General features: G+C 59.0%; 16 protein-coding genes and 1 other RNA gene. 14 read left to right on the top strand and 3 right to left on the bottom strand.

Features of this window, described 5'->3' with window-relative positions; translation table 11 throughout:
• Positions 1-182 precede the first annotated feature (182 nt).
• The 5 genes from IC235_RS02150 (at position 183) to IC235_RS02130 (ending at position 6,151) form a co-directional block, all read left to right on the top strand.
• The gene (locus IC235_RS02150; RefSeq protein WP_191003522.1) at positions 183-1,388 is read left to right on the top strand and encodes a Smr/MutS family protein; all 1,206 of its coding nucleotides are present in this window, start codon (positions 183-185) and stop codon (positions 1,386-1,388) included.
• A 68-nt stretch (positions 1,389-1,456) separates the two neighbouring features.
• Complete coding sequence (locus IC235_RS02145) at positions 1,457-3,322, top strand: M1 family metallopeptidase (protein WP_191003521.1); 1,866 nt, start codon at positions 1,457-1,459, stop codon at positions 3,320-3,322.
• A 33-nt stretch (positions 3,323-3,355) separates the two neighbouring features.
• On the top strand, positions 3,356-4,279 hold the full coding sequence (locus tag IC235_RS02140; RefSeq protein WP_191003520.1) for a hypothetical protein: 924 nt from the start codon (positions 3,356-3,358) through the stop codon (positions 4,277-4,279).
• A gap of 87 nt (positions 4,280-4,366) precedes the next feature.
• Positions 4,367-4,848: RNase P RNA component class A (gene rnpB / locus IC235_RS02135), an RNA gene on the top strand.
• Between the two features lie 139 nt (positions 4,849-4,987).
• Positions 4,988-6,151: a sigma-54-dependent transcriptional regulator gene (locus IC235_RS02130; protein WP_191003519.1), complete on the top strand. Its 1,164-nt coding sequence runs from the start codon at positions 4,988-4,990 to the stop codon at positions 6,149-6,151.
• Positions 6,152-6,285: 134 nt separating this feature from the next.
• Here IC235_RS02130 and IC235_RS02125 read toward each other — a convergent pair whose 3' ends face one another.
• Positions 6,286-7,287, bottom strand: coding sequence for an acyl-CoA synthetase family protein (locus IC235_RS02125; protein WP_191003518.1), 1,002 nt, complete (start codon positions 7,285-7,287; stop codon positions 6,286-6,288).
• A gap of 132 nt (positions 7,288-7,419) precedes the next feature.
• On the opposite strand from IC235_RS02125, the gene IC235_RS02120 reads away from it, so the two are divergent.
• A complete protein-coding gene (locus tag IC235_RS02120; protein WP_191003517.1) occupies positions 7,420-7,983 on the top strand; it encodes a hypothetical protein in 564 nt (187 codons plus the stop codon).
• Positions 7,984-8,067: 84 nt separating this feature from the next.
• Here IC235_RS02120 and IC235_RS02115 read toward each other — a convergent pair whose 3' ends face one another.
• The gene (locus tag IC235_RS02115; protein WP_191003516.1) at positions 8,068-10,491 is read right to left on the bottom strand and encodes an alpha-ketoacid dehydrogenase subunit alpha/beta; all 2,424 of its coding nucleotides are present in this window, start codon (positions 10,489-10,491) and stop codon (positions 8,068-8,070) included.
• A 237-nt stretch (positions 10,492-10,728) separates the two neighbouring features.
• Between IC235_RS02115 and IC235_RS02110 the strand changes: the two genes are divergently transcribed.
• The 6 genes from IC235_RS02110 to IC235_RS02085 all read left to right on the top strand — a co-directional run bounded on the left by IC235_RS02110 (position 10,729) and on the right by IC235_RS02085 (position 17,961).
• Entirely contained in the window at positions 10,729-11,499 is a 771-nt protein-coding gene (locus tag IC235_RS02110; RefSeq protein WP_191003515.1) for a DUF1573 domain-containing protein, read from the top strand.
• 134 nt (positions 11,500-11,633) lie between these two features.
• A complete protein-coding gene (locus IC235_RS02105; protein WP_191003514.1) occupies positions 11,634-12,152 on the top strand; it encodes a VOC family protein in 519 nt (172 codons plus the stop codon).
• A 153-nt stretch (positions 12,153-12,305) separates the two neighbouring features.
• Complete coding sequence (ald, locus tag IC235_RS02100; protein WP_191003513.1) at positions 12,306-13,433, top strand: alanine dehydrogenase; 1,128 nt, start codon at positions 12,306-12,308, stop codon at positions 13,431-13,433.
• A gap of 489 nt (positions 13,434-13,922) precedes the next feature.
• Positions 13,923-15,038 carry a hypothetical protein gene (locus IC235_RS02095; RefSeq protein WP_191003512.1) on the top strand — a complete coding sequence of 372 codons (1,116 nt, stop codon included), beginning with the start codon at positions 13,923-13,925 and terminating at the stop codon, positions 15,036-15,038.
• A gap of 377 nt (positions 15,039-15,415) precedes the next feature.
• The gene (locus IC235_RS02090; RefSeq protein WP_191003511.1) at positions 15,416-17,320 is read left to right on the top strand and encodes an LTA synthase family protein; all 1,905 of its coding nucleotides are present in this window, start codon (positions 15,416-15,418) and stop codon (positions 17,318-17,320) included.
• 347 nt (positions 17,321-17,667) lie between these two features.
• Entirely contained in the window at positions 17,668-17,961 is a 294-nt protein-coding gene (locus IC235_RS02085) for a hypothetical protein (RefSeq protein WP_191003510.1), read from the top strand.
• 118 nt (positions 17,962-18,079) lie between these two features.
• Here IC235_RS02085 and IC235_RS02080 read toward each other — a convergent pair whose 3' ends face one another.
• The gene (locus IC235_RS02080; RefSeq protein WP_191003509.1) at positions 18,080-18,541 is read right to left on the bottom strand and encodes a type I restriction enzyme HsdR N-terminal domain-containing protein; all 462 of its coding nucleotides are present in this window, start codon (positions 18,539-18,541) and stop codon (positions 18,080-18,082) included.
• A gap of 162 nt (positions 18,542-18,703) precedes the next feature.
• Between IC235_RS02080 and IC235_RS02075 the strand changes: the two genes are divergently transcribed.
• Both IC235_RS02075 and IC235_RS02070 read left to right on the top strand, forming a co-directional pair.
• Positions 18,704-19,474 carry an AMP nucleosidase gene (locus tag IC235_RS02075; RefSeq protein ID WP_191003508.1) on the top strand — a complete coding sequence of 257 codons (771 nt, stop codon included), beginning with the start codon at positions 18,704-18,706 and terminating at the stop codon, positions 19,472-19,474.
• A 183-nt stretch (positions 19,475-19,657) separates the two neighbouring features.
• Positions 19,658-21,325, top strand: a complete 1,668-nt coding sequence (locus IC235_RS02070; RefSeq protein WP_191003507.1) for an amidohydrolase — start codon at positions 19,658-19,660, stop codon at positions 21,323-21,325.
• The last annotated feature ends 31 nt before the right edge of the window (positions 21,326-21,356 follow it).

The following is a 21,356-nucleotide window of genomic DNA, read 5'->3' as shown; positions in this document are numbered from 1 at the left end:
GAAGCCGCTTCGAACGAAACAGAATTTGTGCTTGGGGGCTTAAGTAACCCAGGGAAGTCAACCGCGCTGGCTACGAAACGTACTTTTGCCAATTCGGAGCCCAAAAGCTTCGTAAAAAAAGATAATGGATGGACTACTAACCATCTTTTCCCACCCATCAGAATTCGTCAAATCTGTGATTTATGAACGTAGGAGATAGAGTACGCCTGCTTACCGGCACCGAAGAAGGCATCGTCACCCGCCTGCTCGACAGCGAGCTGGTAGAAGTGGCCATCGACAATGATTTCACCATTCCCGTTTTGCGGCGGGAAGTGGTGGTAGTGGCGCAGGACGAGGGCAAGAACTTCGACCGGGCCGCCCCCGACTACGGCCCCGGTCAGGTGCCCGGCAAAAATGCCAACGCCAGCAAAAAAGACAAGAGTAAGCGCCCGGCTCCGGTGGGCGGAGCCGCCAAACCAGCCCCGCCCTCCCTGCAGGAGGCGCTGGCGGCAGTAGCCTCCAGCGGCGCGGGGGTCGCCAAGCTTGGCGGGGCCACTCCCGCCGGTAAGCCGGCCGCCGCGGCCAAGGGGCTGTTCCTGGCCCTGGTGCACCAGTCGCCGGAACTGCTGGGCGTCACGCTCATCAACAACACCGAGGCGGAGGTGCTCTACACGTACGGCGAGGAAACCAGCGCCCGCCCCTACCGCGCCCTGGCTGCCGACAAGCTCGGACCAAAATCCAGCACCAAGCCCCTCGCCTTCCTGCACATGAAGGACTTTGAGACCTGGCCCGCCGTTATCTTTCAGCTCCTGCCCTCCCGCCCGAACGGCGATGCTGCGTACGAGCTGCTGACCAGGCGCCAGGGGTTCAAGGCCAGCACGTTCTATTCCAGCAAGCGCCCGGCCCCGGTTATTCAAAAAGAGGCCTACCTCTTTCAGTTAGATGAGAAAGCCGCCGCTGCCATTGCCCCCGAGCAGCTGGCCCAGGAAACGCCGGCCCCGACGTCCGCCCCGGCTAAGCCCACTGGCGTGGACGCCGCAGCGCTGAAAGCTCAGCTCAGCGGCGATGCACCGGCCAAACCGGCCGCCGCCACGGCACCGGCCCCGGGCGGGGCGGTGGTGGCCCCACCCCACGAGTTCGACCTGCACCTGGAAGCCCTGCGCCCCAACAACCCGGAAGCGCTGTCCAACACGGCCATCCTGCGCCTGCAACTCGATGCCTTTGAGGATGCGATGAGCCGCGCCCTGGCCACGAACATGCACGAAATCGTCTTCATCCACGGCATGGGCAATGGGGTGCTCCGCAAGGAAATTCACCGCCAGCTGAGCCGGAACAAAGACATCAAGTTCTTTGAGGATGCGCGCAAGGAGAAATTCGGCTTCGGGGCCACGCTGGTGCGGCTGAAGTAAGAGTGGTGCTTGGTTGTTGGTGCTTGGTGCCTGGCAGGACACCGTTATTTTTACGTTTTACTTATTTCATGCACCTTCGTTTTCCTCTCCTGCTCGCCTCTCTGTTTACCTACGCGGCCCTGGCCCAGCCGCTGCTGGTGCCGCGCAACTTACAGGCCACCTACGCCAAAGGAACCCGGGCTGAAACGGGTTTGCCCGGCCCCAACTACTGGCAAAATACGGCCGACTACGACCTGCAGGTCACCTTCGACCCTGCTACCCGCCGCGTGACCGGCACCGTAGCCATCAGCTACCAAAATAACAGCCCTGATTCGCTGCGCCAGGTGTGGTTTAAGCTCTACCCTAACCTTTACCAAAAAGGAGCACCGCGTGCCAAAGCTTTCGCGCCGGAAGATATTGGCGAAGGCGTACAAATAACGTCGCTTACCATCAACGGGGCGGTATTTAACGTCAATAAGCTCAATATTAACGCAACCAACCTAACCGTGCCCCTGCGTCGGGCCATCGGCCCGCGCCAGACGGCCACCGTACGCGCCACGTATGCGTACACCCTCAACAAAGGCTCGCACCAACGCACGGGCGAGGTAGAGCCCGGAGCAGCGTTTGTAGCGTACTTCTTTCCGCGCATCGCGGTGTACGACGACATTGATGGCTGGAACAAACACCCCTACACCGGCGACCAGGAGTTTTACAACGACTTCTGCAACTTCCGGGCGGCCATCACCGTGCCCCGGAACTTCGTGGTGTGGGCCACCGGCGACCTGAAAAACGCCGGTCAGGTGCTAACCCCCAAATATGCCCAGCGCCTACAAGAGGCCGAGCGCCAGGATGCCGTCACCGCCATCATCAGCGCCGAAGATGCCAAGCGCCGCGACGTTACTACGCCTAACGCACAAAATACCTGGCGCTTTGAGGCCCGTAACGTTCCGGATTTTGTGTTCGCCACTGCCGACCACTACGTGTGGCAGTCCACCAGCCTCGTGGTGGACCCCGCCACCCAACGCCGCACCCGCGTCGATGCCGTGTACAACCCCAAGCACCAGGACTATGTCGAGGTAATCGACTTCGCGCGCAAGACCGTGGAGGCCATGAGCTATACCTTTCCCAAGTGGCCCTTCCCCTACGCCCACGAAACGGTGTTCGACGGCCTCGACCAGATGGAGTACCCCATGATGGTTAACGACAACCCCACCGCTACCCGGGCCGATGCCATCGAGCTGACCGACCACGAAATCTTCCACACGATGTTTCCTTTTTACCTGGGCATCAACGAAACCAAGTACGGGTGGATGGACGAGGGCTGGGCCACCATCGGCGAGTGGCTGATTTCGCCCATCATCGACCCCAAGCTCGACGATGACTACGGCGTGGCGACCTACGCCGCCGCCGCGGCCACCGAAAGCGATTCGCCCATCGTCACGCTCAGCACCCAGGAAAACGGCCTGCCCTTCTTTCTTAATTCCTATCCCAAACCCGGCCTGGGCTACCTCTACGTGAAGGATTTGCTGGGCGATGAGCTATTCACCAAGGCGCTGCACACCTACATCCGGAACTGGAACGGCAAGCACCCCATGCCCTACGACTTTTTCAACAGCATGAACGCGGGCGCGGGCCGCAACCTCAACTGGTTCTGGCAGCGCTGGTTTTTCGATACTGGCTACCCGGATCTGGCCCTGGCCAACGTCGATAAAACCCCAACTGGCTACGACATCGTGGTGCAAGCCAAAGGCAGCAAGCCCGTCCCCATTGACCTAACCGTCACCTTTGCCGATAACACGACCCAGAAGCTCCACCGCACCATCGGCGTCTGGGAAACGGGAGTTACTTCCGTTACCGTACCCGTTGGCACCAAGCAGGCCGTGAAGCGCGTGACGCTGGGCAGCACGCTGGTTCCGGACAGTTTCCCGAAGGATAACGTGTGGGAGGGGAAGTAAACTCAAAAGCACCCCTAATACAATTTTTTCCTTATGAAGCCTTATTTATTTTTATTAACTACTATTACTCATAAAACAACCATTTCCCATGAATCATTATCTGGCTTAGACCTAATAAAGACGCTCATACCTGTATTGCTATTCTTCGCAGGCATTTTATTTAATAGACTGTTAGAAAGAATCAGAGAGCGAAAAAGACTTAATGATTTAGAAGAATACTTCATCACTGTTTGTCAGCTAGTAAATAATGCCGCTAATCGTCAAGTCAAAGCAATATTAGAGACCGCAAAAGTCATAAAGCAATTCAAAGCAAAGAACTTTATGATTCCACAAGTACCAGCATTTAATTTAGACGAAATACTTGCCATCAGCAAGACTGACTTGTATAAAATATTCGTAAGAAATCGAAATGGAAAACCCATTGATAATATCCAAAAATTTCATAATTTGATTAACTGTATTCACTTCTATCATTCTGCAATAAAAACAATTGCGCGAACGGATGATGAAACGCTTAAAATAGTTTCTTCTTTTAGGGAAAAGTGGAATTCAAGCCTATCATTAGCTATGAACGAAATCAACCATATGATACTCAAAGCAGAAATAGACAATATTAAACCTGGTCAAGATTCATTCCTGGATGAGATACAGACTATAATTAGAGCACGCAAGGCAAAGAGCGTAACCTTACAACAAGAAGACACAATTGATAATATCCACAATGAATTTGTATTACCAATTTTGCGTATACTGTTATCACACAAGAACGAACGTTCGATTAAGCTATTACCTTTCTATACTAACATGAATAGTGAATTTGTCAATCTACAGAAATTTAGAGCTTCTAAATCATCTTATTTAGCCAATACTGCTAGGTCTCTACAACATGTTCGCATGGATTTAAAGAAAATTCTTAATACTTATAAAGATGTAAAGAGGAAATCTCAGCTCATTTGATTATAACGTTATAATGGGCCGCAATTCATGCCTTCGAGCACGCTACACCATCACGTCTCCAACCCTTTTCTGCGTACCTTTGCCCCAGTGATGGGTCGCCCCACCGCGGCGCCAGACGCAAGGATGGCGACGAGGAAAGTCCGGGCAACGCAGAGCACCCTGCTTCCTAACGGGAAGGACTGGCGCGCGTAATGCAACCCAGGACAGCCAGTGCCACAGAAAATTACCGCCCGGCGGTAGTCGTCAGCTGCTCATTATCAGTTGTTAGCTCAGGCTGGCGAACTGGCAATGGGTACTTAAAAGCTGACCACTAGGCCGGGTAAGGGTGAAAAGGTGCGGTAAGAGCGCACCAGCGGGCGGGTGACCGTCCCGGCTGGGTAAACCTCAGGGGTTGAAAGACCAAATAAGCTGGTACGCCGGCTCAGCCTGCGGGCCGGGCCGGCACCGGGCGGCTCGTCCGGCGCCAGCGGGTAGGTTGATGGAGCCTTTCCGCGAGGACTGGCCTAGATAAATGGTGGGGACGCGCCCCCAGGCGCGGACAAAACCCGGCTTACAGACCCATCACCTCGTTTCAAACGGCCGCCCGCGCAACGGGCGGCCGTTTTTTATTGTCCATTCGTGGGCAAACCAGGGGCGGCCGGCCATTCGACACACGATTCCGTCGGCCCCTTCGTTACTTTGACCTTTCCATCCATCCAATTCGTTTGCATGCCCCGTATTCTCATCATCGACGACGAAAAAGCCATCCGCAACACGCTGAAGGAGATTTTGGAGTTTGAAAGCTACACCGTCGACCAGGCCGAAGATGGGCCCGCCGGCCTCGACATGCTGATCCAGCAACGCTACGACGTGGTGCTCTGCGACATCAAAATGCCCAAGATGGACGGCCTCGAAGTGCTCACCCGGGCCCAGGCCATGGGCACCGACGCGGCCTTCATCATGGTGTCGGCCCACGGCAGCATCGAATCGGCCGTGGAAGCCACCAAAAAAGGCGCCTACGACTTCCTTTCCAAGCCTCCGGACCTCAACCGCCTGCTCGTGACGGTGCGCAATGCCCTCGACCGCACCAAGCTGGTGACCGAAACCAAAACGCTGAAAAAGAAACTCTCCGTGGCTAAAGGCTCGGAAATGGTGGGCTCCTCCCCGGCGCTGGATGCCGTGCGCAAGGCCATCGAAAAAGTAGCCCCTACCGATGCCCGGGTGCTCATTACCGGCCCCAACGGCGCCGGCAAGGAAATGGTGGCCCGGCGGCTGCACGAGCTAAGCCAACGCGCCCAAGGCCCTCTGGTGGAAGTTAACTGCGCCGCCATCCCCTCGGAGCTGATTGAAAGCGAGCTGTTCGGCCACGAAAAGGGGTCGTTTACCTCGGCCGTGAAGCAGCGAATCGGTAAGTTTGAGCAGGCCGACGGCGGCACGCTCTTCCTGGATGAAATCGGCGACATGAGCCTGTCGGCCCAGGCCAAGGTGCTGCGGGCCTTGCAGGAAAATAAAATCACCCGCGTGGGCGGTGAAAAAGAGATTTCGGTGAACGTGCGCGTGCTGGCCGCCACCAACAAGGACCTGATGCAGGAAATTGCCGACCGCAATTTCCGCGAGGACCTTTACCACCGCCTCTCGGTGATTTTAATCCAGGTCCCGCCCCTGAACGACCGCCGCGAAGACATCCCCGACCTGATTCAGAAGTTCCTCAACGACATTGCCGCCGACTACGGCAACAAGCCCAAAAAGATCGACGCCGCCGCGCTGGAGTATCTGAAGGGGCTGGATTGGCGGGGCAATATTCGCGAGCTGCGCAACGTGGTGGAACGCTTGGTCATCATGAGCGACGAAACTATCTCGGTCGGCGATGCGCAGGCATTTGCCGGGAAGTAAGCAGTTGTTTTTGCGAGGCGTATCGGTTTGCTATCGCTGCTGCCAGACCCCTTGGTGCGCGGACTGCTTGCTATGACTGACCGATACGCGAGGAGCGGCAAATCACCCTGTCCCTGCGTGGGCAGACGCCCCGCTCAGCTTACCAGTTGATTGCACCCGCGCACGTCCGAGTTATCCAGCCGGCCCAGTATTTCAAAGGAGCCATCGGGGTGCATGCGTGCCAGGTCCTTGGTTTCGATAAACGCACAGGAGTCCACGTTAGCCAAGTCGATGACATTGATGGCGCCGTCGGGTCGGTATTCGGCCACGGAAAACGGGTCGGAAGGCTCGCGAAGCAGCACCCGCAGCGGAGCGGGGCAGTGAAAGCGGCCATCGCCCAAAGAATAGGCCTGGCTGAGCAGCTCGGTCATCCCGTACTCCGAATGAATGCCCGCCGGGCCGAAGGCCAGCCGTAGCTCCTGGTGCAGCTCTTCCCGAATCATTTCGCGCCGGCGCCCTTTCATGCCGCCGGTCTCGAGCACGGTGAGCCCCTGCAGCTCCGGGGCGGGGCCCATCTCGGCGGCGAAGTCCAGCAGGGCGTAGGTCACGCCGATGAGCATCACGCGCCGGCCCGCCACTTGCCGGGCCTGCGCCAAGGCCGCCCGCAGGGCCGCGTGGTCGTGCAGGAAAAACGCGGGCTGAGCCTGGCCCGATTGCCGGGCAAAGTAGTCGACCATGGCCACCAGCGACGACTGCCCCTGCTCGAGGTACGAGGGCAGCAGGGCCAGAAACGTCCAGCCGGTGAGCGGCCCGTAGGATTGCTCGAAAATGCGGGCGGCATTCGCACGGTACAGGGCCGGGTCGCGCACGAGGTGGCGGCTGCGCTGCTGCAGGGTCGTGCCGCTGCTCAGGAATACTTCGCGGGGCTCCCATTCGGCCGGAGCAGTCCGCACCTCCTGGGTCTTGAACAGCTCGATGGGTAAAAAGGGAATGTCCGCCAGCCGGGTTACGGCGGTGGAGCGGCCTAACCGAGCCAGGTACTCGGCGTAGGGCGGGCAATGCACCGCTTGGTGCCGAAACAGGGCGAGCGCGGCCGCCTCGAAGGTCGCGGTGGTTACTTCGGGCAGCTGGCGCAGAAACGTAGTGCGGAAACTCATGGGCGGGTAGCCGGGTTAGTACGGCGGGCCGAACCAACTAGCCCGGCCATTCGTTCAGAAAAATGTACTTTAGGGCCAGTTCGGCCGTTGTGCTCCTGAATATTCACTTCCGGATTCTCACTTCTTGCATTTATGAGCTTGTTTCGTACCCTGAGCGGGGCTGCCCTTGTTTGTTTAGCTGGCGCCAGCGTTAGCAGTTGCCTCAACGCCCCCGACTACCCTATCGAGCCGCAAATCGACTTCAAAGAAGTTCAGGTGACGCGCGTCCCGGCTAGCGGTGGAAATCTGGCAGTTACGACGCTTAAGTTTGTTCTCAATTTTCGCGACGGCGACGGTGACTTAGGCTTATCCCCCGATGATATTGAAGTAGCGCCCTGGAATGCCCGCACTGGTGGTCCTAACAACCGCGGGTATGGCCTGAACTACTTTATTCAGCCATTTCTGAAAGACCCGGTTACCGGGCAATTTGTGCGCTTCGTTATCGATTCGCCGGGCGAATACGACAGCCGGTATCCACGCCTCGATGGCGCCGACGCCAAGCCGGCCCCGCTCAAGGGGGAGTTACGCTACGAGCTCCCCCTTTCCATCGACCGGACTTTTCTTCGATCCGGCCAGGTATTTCGCTTCGAAATCAGCATTATGGATCGGGCTCTGCACCAAAGTAACACCATCACGACTTCCGAAGTAACGCTTTAGGGGCTGCCAACCCTGAAAAGATGGTCCCGCGGCGGCTTCGCTCAGCGGGACCATCTTTTTACTACCTGGCCACATGCGCAGGGGCTACCCATATATTTCCGCAAACCGCTCGGGCTCGGCTTCGCTCATCAGCTCGTACACGATGTCGAACACGTCTTCCGCGTTGGGCTTGCTGAAGTAGTCGCCGTCGGAGCTGTAGGCCGGGCGGTGGGGCTGCGCGGCCAGGCAGCGGGGCTGCGCGTCCAGAAAGCGGTAGGCTTCCTGCTCGTCCAGCACGTGCTGCAGCATGAAGGCCGTGGCCCCGCCGGGTACGTCTTCGTCGGCGAATACCACGCGGTTGGTTTTCCGCAGGCTGTCGGCAATCAGGTGCTGCACGTCGAAGGGCAGTAGAGTTTGCACGTCGATTACTTCGACGGAAATGCCTACTTCGGCCAGTTGCCGGGCCGCCTCCAGCACAATCCGGCACATCGAGCCGTAGGTAACCACGGTTACGTCGGTACCGGATTGCAACACTTCCGGGCGGCCCAGGGGCAGGGTGAATTCGCCTACGTTGCTCGGAATCCGCTCTTTCAGCCGGTAGCCGTTCAGGCACTCAATCACCAAAGCGGGCTCGTCGCTACGCAGCAGCGTGTTGTAGAACCCGGCAGCCTGAGTCATGTTGCGGGGCACGCACACGTGCATGCCGCGGAGGCTACCCAGAATCATGCCCATTGGCGAGCCCGAGTGCCAGATGCCTTCGAGCCGGTGCCCGCGGGTACGCACAATGAGGGGGGCTTTCTGCCCGCCCTTGGTACGATACTGCAGCGAAGCCAGGTCGTCGCTCAGAATCTGCACGGCGTAAAGCAGGTAATCCAGGTACTGAATTTCGGTGATGGGCCGCAGCCCGCGCAACGCTGCGCCAATGCCCTGCCCCACGATGGTACACTCGCGAATGCCCGTATCAGTAATGCGTAGCTCGCCAAATTTCTCCTGCAAGCCGGCAAATGCCTGGTTCACGTCGCCAATCTTGCCGACGTCCTCGCCAATGGCGAAGATGCTGGGGTCGCGCTCGAAGTTGGCGGTGAAGCAGGCTTGCAGCACCTCGCGCGCATCCACGAGGGGCGCGGCCGCGGCAAAGGTGGCGGGTACTTCTTCGATATTGCCGACGGCGAGCTCGCTCTGGCTGAATAGATTTGAGTTGTAGCGGTCAGCGTTTTCGGCCAGCAGCTGCTCCAGATGACGTTGCGCGGCCCGCCGAGCAGCGCTGCGCTTCTCGTTCCGGACCTGGCGCAGCACCCGACGGAGGGTGCGTACGATGTCGGCACGGATGGGGGCTGGGTTCGCCTTGAGCTGCTCAACCAGCTCGTGCAACTGGTTTTCGGTGCCCGTGTCGGCCACCAGCTTGTCGAGCAGGGCCACGGCCTCGTCACGCTCGGCTTTGATGGGATCGAAGAAGGCGGCCCAGGCCGCGACGCGGGCCGTTTTGATGGTAGCCGCGGCGGTTTTTTCGATGTCATTCAGCTCGGTTTCGGTCGCGTGGCCCTCCGCCAGCAGCCACTCGCGCAGCTTATGCAGGCAGTCGTGGGCTTCTTCCCAGCTCAGACGATCTTTGCTCTTGTAGCGCTCGTGCGAGCCGCTGGTGCTATGTCCCTGGGGCTGGGTGAGCTCGGTGACGTGGATGAGGGCCGGTACGTGCTGCTCGCGGCACAGGGCGGCGGCGCGCTGGTACGTATCCACCAGAGTGGGGTAGTCCCAGCCGCGCACCACAAAAATCTCGAAGCCCGGCTGGCCTTCGCCGTCGCGCTGCAAGCCGGCCATCAACTCCGAAATGCTCTGCTTGGTGGTCTGGTACTCGGCGGGCACCGAGATGCCGTAGTGGTCGTCCCACACGCTCACCAGCATGGGCACTTGCAGCACCCCGGCCGCGTTCAGGGCCTCGAAAAACATGCCCTCCGACGTGCTGGCGTTGCCAATGGTGCCGAAGGCTACCTCATTGCCGTTGTTCGACAGGTTGGTGAAGGAATGCAGCTCGGGGTTTAGCCGAAACAGCTTGGAAGCGTAAGCCAGGCCCAGCAGGCGCGGCATTTGCGCGCCCGTGGGCGACACGTCGGCCGAAGAATTCCGGGTTTGGGTAAGGTCGGTGAGCAGGCCGTCTTCGTCGAGCATGCGGGTGGCGAAGTGGCCGTTCATGGCCCGGCCCGCCGTGGCGGGCTCGGCTTGCACGTCGGGGTTGGCGTACAGCTGGGCGAAGTATTGCTCCCAGGTGAGTTGGCCAATGGCCACCATAAAGGTTTGGTCGCGGTAGTAGCCGGCCCGGAAGTCGCCGTTCTGGAAAGCGCGCGCCATGGCCAGTTGGGGCACCTCCTTGCCGTCGCCAAAAATGCCAAATTTGGCTTTACCCATGAACACCTCCTTCCGGCCGGCCAGGGAAGCGTGGCGGCTTTCCCACGCCAAACGGTAATCGTGCAGGAAATCGGCCTTAGAAAGAGGTGCGGATAGCGCAGGCAAAGCGGTTTCGGCAGTGGGCATAACGTAATTAAACGGAGGGTGGGAATTAGCTGGTAAGGAGCGGGCGGCCGGAGCCGTGGCGCAAAAATAGGGAATCGAGGCCGGGTCGGTGGGGCCAGCGGGTTTAGGCGTATATTTGGGTGATGAAGGGCTGGTTGTTTGGGCCTAATCGGACTGCGCGCCGCTCTCCTTTTTATCCTTGTAACGCCGCCGGGTAGCCGTTGCCCGTACCCGGCTGGTAGCTCAGCTGTTAAGATTATGAAAAAACTCCTGACTCTTGGCCTGCTGGCCTTTGCTTGTACGGCTCGCGCCCAGGGCGTGCTGCAATTTGAAACCGACAACCACGACTTCGGCAAGGTGCCCGAAGGGACGATGGCAACTTACGTGTTCAAATTCAAGAACACTGGCAATCAGCCGATAGTTATTGCCAACGTGCAGGCCAGCTGCGGCTGCACCACTCCCGACTGGACTAAGACTCCGGTGTTGCCTGGTAAGTCGGGCATGGTGCAGGCCGTGTACAACAGCGCCGGCCGGCCCGGCGTCTTCAACAAAACGGTGACCGTGACCAGCAACGCCACCGAGCCCAGCAAGGCGCTCAGCATCAAAGGCACGGTGCTCACCAAGGAAGAAGTGAAGGCCAACCTGACCCCGGCCCAGCTGGCGCAGTCGCCGCACCTGGTGCTCGACCGGAGCAGCCACGATTTTGGCAAAATGGAGGTTGGCCAGCAGCCCATTGCCCGCTTCACGGTGAAAAACACGGGCAAAACGCCGCTGGTGCTCGGGGCCCTCACCTCTGCCTGCTACTGCGTAAGCTACCGGACCCCTCCCAATCCCATTGCCCCCGGCCAAAGCCAGGTGGTTGAGCTGCTGTACAGCCAGCGCCAGCTCGGAGAAGTGAGCAATGTAGTGACCATCACCTCCAACGACCTGAGTGGCGACGCCAAAATCACGCTCCGAGCCACGATTGCGCGCGACCTCAGCGGCAACAGCATGGTGAAGGAAAGCGGGACAGCGGTTCCATTCAAGTAAGGGTCGTAGCCATTAACGGACCTGAAAAGTTCACGCATCCGTACAGGTTGATGATGAAGGCTCCGCCGGTTTGGCAGGGCCTTTTTCTTTGGTTAAATTTTGAGGGTATGATTTTCAACTACCTTCTTTAACGAATGGAAACTCTCCCGCCCCCCGCAGCTCCGGCTGCTGAAGCCGCTTACGAGGTCCCGGCTCAGACCCGCATTGGCCACGTCCATTTGCAGGTTACGGACCTTGACAAAGCCCTGGGCTTCTACCGCGACATCCTGGGCTTTAAAGTCATGCAGCGATACGGCAATCAGGTAGCGTTTATTTCGGCCGGCGGCTACCATCATCACCTCGGGCTCAACACCTGGCACAGCTTGGGCGGGCCGCCCGCCCGACGACACGGGGCGGGCCTGTACCACACCGCCATTCTCTACGCTACCCGGGCCGAATTGGCCGGGGCGCTTCGGCAGCTGGTGGCCGCCAACTACCCCCTCACCGGCTCGGCCGACCACGGCGTGTCGGAAGCCCTCTACCTGGACGACCCCGACGGCAACGGCGTGGAGTCGTACTGGGACCGGCCCCGGGAGCAGTGGCCCACGGCGCCCGATGGCCAGGTGCAGATGTACACCCGCGCCCTGGACCTGGCCGGGCTACTGGCGGAGTAGGGCGTGGTACTACGCCGGGGCGGGCAACCGTTTTGGTTATTTTGCTTGCGTATTGGCGGGCCAGACGCAGCAAAGGCTGCGCCCTAGTGCCCTATCTTTGCGGCTCGACTTTTAGCCTTGCTGAATTAACCTCCACTCCCACCCCTCCGCTCCATGATAATCGGCGTTCCTAAGGAAATTAAAAACAACGAAAACCGCGTGGGTCTGACGCCCGCCGGCGTAGCTGAACTGCGCAAGCACGGGCACACCCTGCTGGTGCAAAGCACTGCCGGCGAAGGCAGCGGCTTTACCGACGAGGAGTACCAGACTGCCGGTGCTACCCTGCTCCCCACCATCGCCGATGTGTACGAGCAGGCCGAGATGATTATCAAAGTAAAAGAGCCGATTGCGGAAGAGTACCCGCTCATCAAAGAAAAACAGCTGCTCTTCACCTACTTCCACTTTGCCAGCGGCGAGGAGCTCACCCACGCCATGATAGCGCGCAAGGCCATTTGCCTGGCCTACGAGACCGTGGAGCTGAGCAACCGGGCCCTGCCCCTGCTCATCCCGATGAGCGAAGTGGCCGGCCGCATGGCCCCCCAGGAGGGCGCCAAGTACCTGGAGAAACCGCTGAAGGGCCGGGGCATTCTGCTGGGCGGCGTGCCCGGCGTGAAGCCCGCGCACGTCCTGGTGCTGGGAGCCGGCATCGTGGGCACCCAAGCCGCGAAAGTGGCCGCCGGCCTCGGCGCGCAAGTGACCGTCATGGACATCAACCTGAACCGCCTGCGCGAGCTCGACGACTTCATGCCGAAGAACGTAGTGACGCAATACTCGAACGAGTACAACATCCGGGAAGCCATCAAAACCGCGGACCTCATCGTGGGCGCGGTGCTTATTCCCGGCGCCAAGGCCCCGCACCTCATCACCCGCGACATGCTGAAAACCATGCGCCCCGGCACCGTAGTAGTCGACGTGGCCGTGGACCAGGGCGGCTGCATCGAAACCTGCCACCCCACCACCCACGAAAACCCGACCTTTATCATCGACGACGTGGTGCACTACTGCGTGGCCAACATGCCGGGCGCGGTACCCTACACCAGCACGCTGGCGCTGACCAATGCGACCCTGCCCTACGCCGTGAAACTCGCCAACCAGGGGTGGCAGGAAGCCTGCCGCCGCGACGAGGCCCTGCGGCTGGGCCTGAACGTGGTGCATGGCGAAGTAGTGTACAAAGGCGTAGCCGACGCCTGGGGCCTGCCCCTGGCCAACGTAGAAACCGTGCTGGAACCGGCGGCCGTGTAAGCGGAGCAAGGAAACCTTAGAAAAAGGTAGGGAGCATAATTTCATGTGCAGCCGTTTCCCTTTTCTGCTGGGTTGCCTGCTAGCTTGGTTCATCATTAGTAGCAAGCCTTCACGGGCGGGTGGGCTCTCTGCTTTTAGAGAGCCCACTCCTTATGGCCATACCCTGGATTATGATGGGACATCCTCTTACATGGTATGCCTATACGAATTTAATGTCTGCTTTACGCGGTTCTACTTCTACAAGGGACACACCATCAGCACCTTAGGAGACAGCCTGTTTTTCGTAGTAAACGAACGAAACGGAAGCGTGCAGAGATTCGGAGCTAAGGCGGACTTCGAAGACTACCTAAACAGCCATCAGTTGAAGCCGGGATTAATGACCCGATGGTATGATAGCCGCTATGATGAGACCGTGAATGCGCCATTTTGGGCCGTCGTTTTCTGGATATTTGCCCCTGTACCATTAGTGCTTCCCATAGGCTATATCCTGTGCCTTGTCATTCTGGTAAGAGGGCGGGGCCGAAGCTGGCGGTGGTTGCAGCTAAGCTATCTGATAGGCTGGCCCATTTTATTTATATTAATTTGCTTTTCAAGCGTGTTAACGGAAAGTCTCTAACAACATATACCATCGCTCGGTCAAGCTACTTCTTTTCTCGTGTCAGCCATTCCTTGGGCCTGCTGATTGCGGCAGCCTTGCTGTTAGGCGCATGCGAGCAGGCTGCCACGAAAGGACCAGGAAACGTAGAAGCACCTCATCATAAAACCGTTACGAATAATAGAGGCCAGCCTACCCAACGAGATTCAGCCACGAAAGGGCCGGCAAACCTTGCCCCAGGGAACCCTCCCCTTGTTACGGCTACTATAGAACGACCCGCCCGACGAGATTCACTAATCATATTACCGCTCGAAGCAAGCACGCGATTTGGGAGGTTGTATCCGGTATATCAGTTTAGTCCGCAAACAGCCGCTATTGTTATCGACGAACTGGGTGATGAAGCATCAGATTATAACGCTGTAACAGATTCATTCTTCAGCGGGGGAAAAGCCTTCTCCAATAAATATACCGTAGCAGATACCAATGGTATTACAAGCCTGTATAGCACGCCATTTTTAACGCAGAAGTATGGCGACATGATTGGTAAATCTTTTTACGTCATTGGCACAACTGGTGCCGCAATGGCTAGTGTCAAGGATGTTGCTTGTCATATTGATGAATGCAACCCACCTATGATTGTGTTATTGTTGAATGTGAAGCCACTGGCGATCTGCGGGATCCCCCTTTTTGCAGCAAGCAGCCGTATTGCATTACAGCAGGGGCCCTTTACCATGCAGGAGGGCAGGTACGACAAACTCAATGCATCTATCAATAGGCATTATCGTAGCGAGCAGGACTATGCCCATCTTGATAACGGCCAGGTAACAATCGTTGGCAATGCGGGCGACTATTATTTTGGCTATCGGGATTCACCAAAGGCTTGGGTTAAAAACATAGCCGATCATGGTGGGATTACTTTCCCGTACCGGATTATTTATAAGCCGGACCAAGGTGGCCGCGATACTGTCTGGCAACATCTGGTAGACCATTTTGGTATGGCTTGCGATTAAACCTCAACTTCCATGAAGCTGGTGCACAACACCCGATTACGTCCGATAAGAATTCCACTGTCACCCGTTCGGTTGGGTAATACCTGTCGATTGTGCTTACCCAATTGGTGATAGTCACCGGAGCTTCGACGTATTGGCCCGCTCCTTTAATCCTCTCTTGCTTTACATTATTGGTCTAATAATGGCGGATAGCTTGGGGGCTACAACCGGCTGAGCGGTGTGGAGCCCCGATGTCTGCCAGGACCCCAGCGCTTTTTGCTACTCCGGCAAACTGCCCGCGGTTAGCTAAAAAATTATCCTACCGGGCTGCTCACGGCCAGCCCAGGAATTACCGGGCGTCGCTGGCAACGACAAGCTTTCATTCTCAATCTATCTCCATGTTTCCTTCGCCTGCCATTCGCCTGCTGGGGCGCCGTTTTGCTTTGCTGCTGGGCGTCTACACGCTGCTACGCCTGGGGTTTTACCTGTTCAATTTCAGCACTTTTCGGGGTATTGAGCTGGGGGCGGTGCTGCTGGCCTTCGTCCACGGGTGGCGGTTCGACATTTCGGCCCTGCTGTGGCTGAACCTGCCGCTGGTGCTGCTCTCGCTGTTGTTGCCCGCTTCGGCGCGGCGCGGGCAGCAGTGGCTACGCGGGCTGTTTGTGCTGCTCAACATTCCCGGTTTTCTGCTCAATGTTATCGACTGGGAGTACTTCAAATTTATTGGTCGCCGGCTCAGCAACGAGTGGCACACGATTGGCGACGACTTGCAGCGCCAAGCCGGCCAGATCGGGGCCCACTACTGGTACCTGGCGGTGCCGCTGGCCGCGCTGGTATACCTGCTCTGGCGGCTGTGCCCCATGCCTCGGGCGGCCGAAGCCGCCCCGGCTAACCGGCCCCGCTGGGCGCAGCGGTTGGTGGAACTTGTGCTGGTAGCCGGACTGGTGGTGCTGGGCTTGCGGGGTGGCCTGCAGCTAAAGCCTTTACGCACCGGCGCGGCCTTCGAGCAGCAGCCGGCCGTGCTGGGGCACCTGGCCCTGAATAGCACCTTCACCGTCCTCAAATCGATAGAGGAAGTCCCGATGGAGCGCAAAAACTATTTTGCCACCGATGCGGCGCTGCGCCCTTTTCTGGGTGCCGGGTCCCTGCCCGCCCGCGCTACCGGGGCCGGGCCCGACAACGTGGTGCTGCTGCTGCTCGAAAGCTTCGGCTCGGAATACACCGGCGGGGAAAACGGCGGCCGGGGCGGCTACACGCCCTTCTTCGATTCGCTGGCCGCCGCTCCTGGTGCGCGGCTGATGCGGGATAACTACGCCAACGGCCGCCGCTCCATCGAGGCGCTGCCGGCCGTGCTGGCGGGCTTGCCCTCGCTAATGGATCAGTCGTTCATCACCTCCAGCTTCCAGACGGCCGAGCTACACGGCCTGGGCGAAATACTGGGTCGCCACGGCTACGCCACGGCCATGTACCACGGGGGGATTAATGGCACGATGGGCTTCGACATGTTTGCTGGCATGGCGGGGGTGCAGCACTACTACGGCCTGAACGAGTACCCCGGCAGCAGCAACAGCCCCGATTACGACGGCCACTGGGGCATTTTCGATGAGCCGTATCTGCAGTACTTCAACCGGCAGCTCAGCGCGACCAAGCAGCCGTTTTTCGCGACGCTGTTCACGCTCAGCGCGCACGAGCCCTTCACGGTGCCGGCCGGCTACCGGGGGAAGTTACCGGCTGGTACGCAGCCCATTCACCCTACCATTGCCTACACCGATCTGGCCCTGCAACGCTTCTTCCGGGCGGCCCGCCAGCAGCCGTGGTATGCGCACACGCTGTTCGTGCTCACGGCCGACCACACCTCGCAGTCCGACCAGCCCGGCTACCAGAACCCGCTGGGTTACCACAAAACGCCCCTGCTGTTTTTTCGGCCGGGCCAAAGCTTGCCGGCCACCAACCCCGGCCGCATCACTCAGCAAGTAGATGTGCCGGCTTCGGTGCTCGACGTCCTTGGGCTGCAACAGGAGCAACGGTTTTTGCTGCCCTTCGGCTCCTCGGTGTTCGACCCGGCCCGGCCCGGGCGGGCCCTTTTCCGCGAAGGCGACTCGTACTACCTGGTGCATTCGGATTTTGTGGCGGAGCTAAGGAATGATAACTCCGTTCAGCTCTACCCCTACCAAACGCATTTTATGCCAAGCCAGCCGGTGGCCAACCCAGACCCGGCGCTGGTGCAGAAATACGGCAATGAGCTGCGCGCCTGCGTGCAATTCTATGTGAACGGGCTGCTGGATAACCGGCTGTACAAGTGACTCAACCAACTGAGCACTTCCCTGAATGGCGGGTAAATCCTTTCGTTTGGCGAGCGAAACTAATCGAAGCAATGGCCCAGCCGATGACCTAGCTTCAACCAGTAACGGGTGCGACAGGTGAGCCGGGCTGTCAGCGCACTCGGGCGGCCCGGACGTTTGCGTGCGCAACAAACAATCTGCATCAATAAAATAAATCATTGATTAGCAGAAGTATATTGTAAAAACAGGGCGCATTTGGAAAAAATATTTCTAAAAACGTAACCCTTCCTGCCCAGTTCCGTTGAGGTTCTGGTAAAAGCCTTGTTATTTGCTTATACATCTTATTGTTCACCTTAACCATTAGTACATTGAAAAAGCAACTTGTTCTCGTCGCACTATTGCTCACCGTTGGTGGCTATTCCGCAAGTGCTCAAACCAGCATCAGCACTCAGACTAAGTCTACGGTTACTCCCGCTACTCCCGACGCTACGGCACCCGCCGCAACCCAAGCCCCGGCTCCGGCAGCCACCTCTATCGTCGAGTCGACCACGACAACGGTACAACCCGCTGCTGTGGACCTTAATATGCAACCCGCACCGGCTGACGATAAAATGAAGGAGAAGGAAAAGGGCAAAAAAACCAAAATCAAGTCGAAAAACTAATTCCAGATCACCTTCTGGTATCCTTCAAAGCCCGACCGCAAGCAGTTGCGGCCGGGCTTTTTGTTGCATAAACGGCTGCCCGTATACGGGCAGCCCATATGGCTCGGGCAGCGGTGCGCTACAAGTGTATAGCAGCGGCGAAGGCCGGAATCTCGGCTAACCGCTCGTTGGTGCGTTGCGCAAAATCGACTCGCCAACAGTAGTGCACCAGCCCGTTGGTGAGCAGCAGCAGCGGGGCCCCAATGGTTTGGTTATAGGTGGTGGCCTGCCGGGCCACGGCGGCGTCGATGACTACGGAGGACGCCTTGCACTCGACCAGCAGCAAGGGCTTGCCGTCCGGATTCAGGGCCAGCAGGTCGGTGCGTTTCTGGCGCTGGTTGTAGCGCAGGCCCCGTTCCAGGGCCAACAGGCCCCGGGGGTAGCCGAGGTGGTCGGTGAGGTAGTGCACCATGTGCTGACGCACCCATTCCTCGGGCGTCAGGACAACGTGCTTACGCCGCAACCCATCCCAGATTAGGGGTTGGTTCGTGGGCGATTGCGTAAGTTTGGCCTCGAAAGGCGGCAGGTCCAGCGCTTGCATCACCTCCAAAAGTAGTGCTTGGTGCTTTGTGCCCGGTGCTTGGTGTCCTTCGCCTGGTGCTACTGAATGACAAACCGGGAATTACATCAGCCAACCCCGGGCTGACAAGGCCCCTGGCCAAACACCACCAAGTACGAAGCGCCATTAACTAAGTGCCTTATTATGAAGACCAAAGAAGAAATCGTTAACAACTGGCTGCCGCGCTACACCGGGGTGCCCCTGAGCGATTTTGGGCAGTACATCCTGCTCACTAATTTCAGCAATTACGTGTACATGTTCGCCGAGCAGTTCGATTGCGAGGTGCGCGGCCTCGACAAGCCCATGCAGACGGCTACGGCCCAGGGCATCACCATCATCAATTTCGGCATGGGCTCGCCGATGGCGGCCACGGTTATGGACTTGCTTTCGGCCATCAAACCTAAGGCGGCCTTGTTCCTGGGCAAGTGCGGCGGGTTGAAAAAGACCAAGCTCGGCGATTTGGTGCTGCCCATCGCGGCCATTCGCGGCGATGGTACGTCGGACGACTACCTACCCAAGGAAATCCCGGCTCTGCCCTCCTTCCGCCTGCAGCGGGCCGTATCGTCGATGATTAAAAAGCACGAGCTGGACTACTATACCGGCACCGTGTACACCACCAACCGCCGGGTGTGGGAGCACGATGCCGAGTTTAAGGACTACCTGCGCCGGGTGCGCGCCCTGGCCGTGGACATGGAAACGGCTACCATTTTTGTGGTGGGCTTCATGAACGACATTCCCCACGGGGCCCTGCTGCTGGTGAGCGACAACCCGATGACGCCCGAAGGCGTGAAAACCTCAGAGTCAGACTCGAAGGTGACTACGAATTTTGTCCGTCAGCACCTGGCCATTGGCATCGAGTCGCTGCAGGAGCTGCAAAACTCGGGCGAGTCGGTAAAGCACATGCGCTTCGAGTAGGCGCGCAGCGGAACCACTAGTGGTGCCCCGAATTCCGCGCAGCGGTTCGTGGCACCACTAGTGGTTGAATAACAGCGGGGGCTTCGTTCTGAAAGTAGTGGTGCCACGACTAAAAAGTCGTGGCACCACATCGTTCTGGGCTGCCTCTCTTACTTAACGAGCTACCATTTACATTATTGAGCAATGGGTTCTTTTACCTCTTCCTGGGGACGAAAGCTGGGGGTTGCCCTGCTGGCCTTCGCGGTGCTGAACGGCTGCCAGGGCCGGCGCGAGCCGGTTGATTTGCTGGTGACCAACGCCACGGTGTACACCGTGGACTCTACCTTTTCCCGAGTGGAAGCTTTTGCGGTGACAAAGGGGCGTTTCGTGGCCGTAGGCACGGCCGCCGATCTTAAATCGCGGTTCGCCGCAGCCCAGGAAGTTGATGCACAAGGACAATTTATCTACCCCGGCTTTTACGACGCGCACTGCCATTTCTACCGCTACGCCCTGGCCCTGCCTAGTGCTAACCTGGTCGGCACGACGTCGTGGGCGGCCGTCATCCAGCGGCTTCAGGAGAATCGGCGGAAATACCCGGGGGCAGCCTGGCTTACCGGGCGCGGCTGGGACCAAAACGACTGGCCCGGCCGGCAGTTCCCCACCAAAGACACCCTGGACCGACTGTTTCCGGACGTGCCGGTGTTCCTTATCCGGGTGGATGGCCACGCGGCCCTGGTCAACCAGAAGGCCTTGGACCTGGCCGGCGTCACGGCGCGCACGCCCATTAGCGGCGGCACCATTGCCCGCGATGCCCAGGGCCGCCTCACCGGGCTACTGGTTGACAACGCAACCCGGTTGGTGAGCCGCAAAATTCCCGAGCCCCCCCCCGCCGAAGCCGCCCGCCTGCTGCGGCAGGCCCAGCAGCAGTGCCTGGCCCTGGGCCTCACCAGCCTCGCCGACGCCGGCCTCGACAAGGCCGACATCGACCAGCTGGCCGCCTTACAGCAGCGGGGAGAGCTGAAGCTGCGCATCTACGCCATGCTGAACCCCACGCCGACGAACCGCGCATTCTACCTGAAGAGCGGCCCGGTATTAACTGACCAGCTTACGATTAACTCATTCAAGATATACGCCGACGGGGCCCTGGGCTCCCGCGGGGCCTGCCTGGTGGCGCCCTACACCGACCGGCCCAAAGAAACCGGCTTCCTGCTCTCGACCGAGCGGGAATACCGCGCGCTGGCCCAGGAGCTGGCCGCGTCGAAGTTCCAGATGAATACCCATGCCATTGGTGACTCGGCCAACCGCATCATCCTCAATATTTACGGCGAGGCCCTGCACGGACAAAAAGACCGCCGCTGGCGCATCGAGCACGCCCAGGTCATCACGCCGGCCGACATGCCCAAGTTTGCGCAGTTCGGCATCGTGCCCTCGGTGCAGCCCACCCACGCTACCTCCGACATGTACTGGGCTGGCGAGCGGCTGGGGGCGGGCCGGCTCAAAACCGCCTATGCCTACGCCGAGCTGCGCAAACAGTACGGCCAGGTAGCGCTGGGCTCCGACTTTCCGGTGGAAGACCTCAACCCGCTGTTCGGCTTTCACGCGGCGGTGGCCCGGCAGGACGCGAAGAATTACCCGGCTGGCGGCTTCCAAATGGAAAATGCCCTCTCCCGCCCCGACGCCTTGCGCGGTATGACGACCTGGGCCGCCCACGCCGGCTTCGAGGAGAAGCGCAAAGGCCAAATCAGACCCGGGCTGCTGGCGGATTTTGTGGTGCTGAACACTGATTTGCTGACCGCGCCGAACGAGCAGCTGCGCGGGGCTCAAGTGCTGCAAACCTGGATTGGCGGGCAACGCGTGTTCGTGCGCAAGTAAGCAGTGTGCACAGGCCTGCTGGCCCTTACGA

Origin of the sequence: Hymenobacter montanus (genome assembly GCF_014699115.1) — a bacterium.
GTDB lineage: Bacteria > Bacteroidota > Bacteroidia > Cytophagales > Hymenobacteraceae > Hymenobacter > Hymenobacter montanus.
Note: the sequence above shows the minus strand (reverse complement) of the source record. Positions and strands in the feature narration are given on the sequence as shown.

Bases quoted from the DNA above. Each gene is read 5' to 3' on its own strand.
- IC235_RS02090 (WP_191003511.1), top strand. From the start codon at position 15,416: ATGTTTCCTTCGCCTGCCATTCGCCTGCTGGGGCGCCGTTTTGCTTTG.
- IC235_RS02140 (WP_191003520.1), top strand. From the start codon at position 3,356: ATGAAGCCTTATTTATTTTTATTAACTACTATTACTCATAAAACAACC.
- IC235_RS02115 (WP_191003516.1), bottom strand. From the start codon at position 10,491: ATGCCCACTGCCGAAACCGCTTTGCCTGCGCTATCCGCACCTCTTTCT.
- IC235_RS02110 (WP_191003515.1), top strand. From the start codon at position 10,729: ATGAAAAAACTCCTGACTCTTGGCCTGCTGGCCTTTGCTTGTACGGCT.
- IC235_RS02145 (WP_191003521.1), top strand. From the start codon at position 1,457: ATGCACCTTCGTTTTCCTCTCCTGCTCGCCTCTCTGTTTACCTACGCG.
- IC235_RS02105 (WP_191003514.1), top strand. From the start codon at position 11,634: ATGGAAACTCTCCCGCCCCCCGCAGCTCCGGCTGCTGAAGCCGCTTAC.
- ald (WP_191003513.1), top strand. From the start codon at position 12,306: ATGATAATCGGCGTTCCTAAGGAAATTAAAAACAACGAAAACCGCGTG.
- IC235_RS02130 (WP_191003519.1), top strand. From the start codon at position 4,988: ATGCCCCGTATTCTCATCATCGACGACGAAAAAGCCATCCGCAACACG.
- IC235_RS02070 (WP_191003507.1), top strand. From the start codon at position 19,658: ATGGGTTCTTTTACCTCTTCCTGGGGACGAAAGCTGGGGGTTGCCCTG.
- IC235_RS02150 (WP_191003522.1), top strand. From the start codon at position 183: ATGAACGTAGGAGATAGAGTACGCCTGCTTACCGGCACCGAAGAAGGC.
- IC235_RS02120 (WP_191003517.1), top strand. From the start codon at position 7,420: ATGAGCTTGTTTCGTACCCTGAGCGGGGCTGCCCTTGTTTGTTTAGCT.
- IC235_RS02125 (WP_191003518.1), bottom strand. From the start codon at position 7,287: ATGAGTTTCCGCACTACGTTTCTGCGCCAGCTGCCCGAAGTAACCACC.
- IC235_RS02080 (WP_191003509.1), bottom strand. From the start codon at position 18,541: ATGCAAGCGCTGGACCTGCCGCCTTTCGAGGCCAAACTTACGCAATCG.
- IC235_RS02075 (WP_191003508.1), top strand. From the start codon at position 18,704: ATGAAGACCAAAGAAGAAATCGTTAACAACTGGCTGCCGCGCTACACC.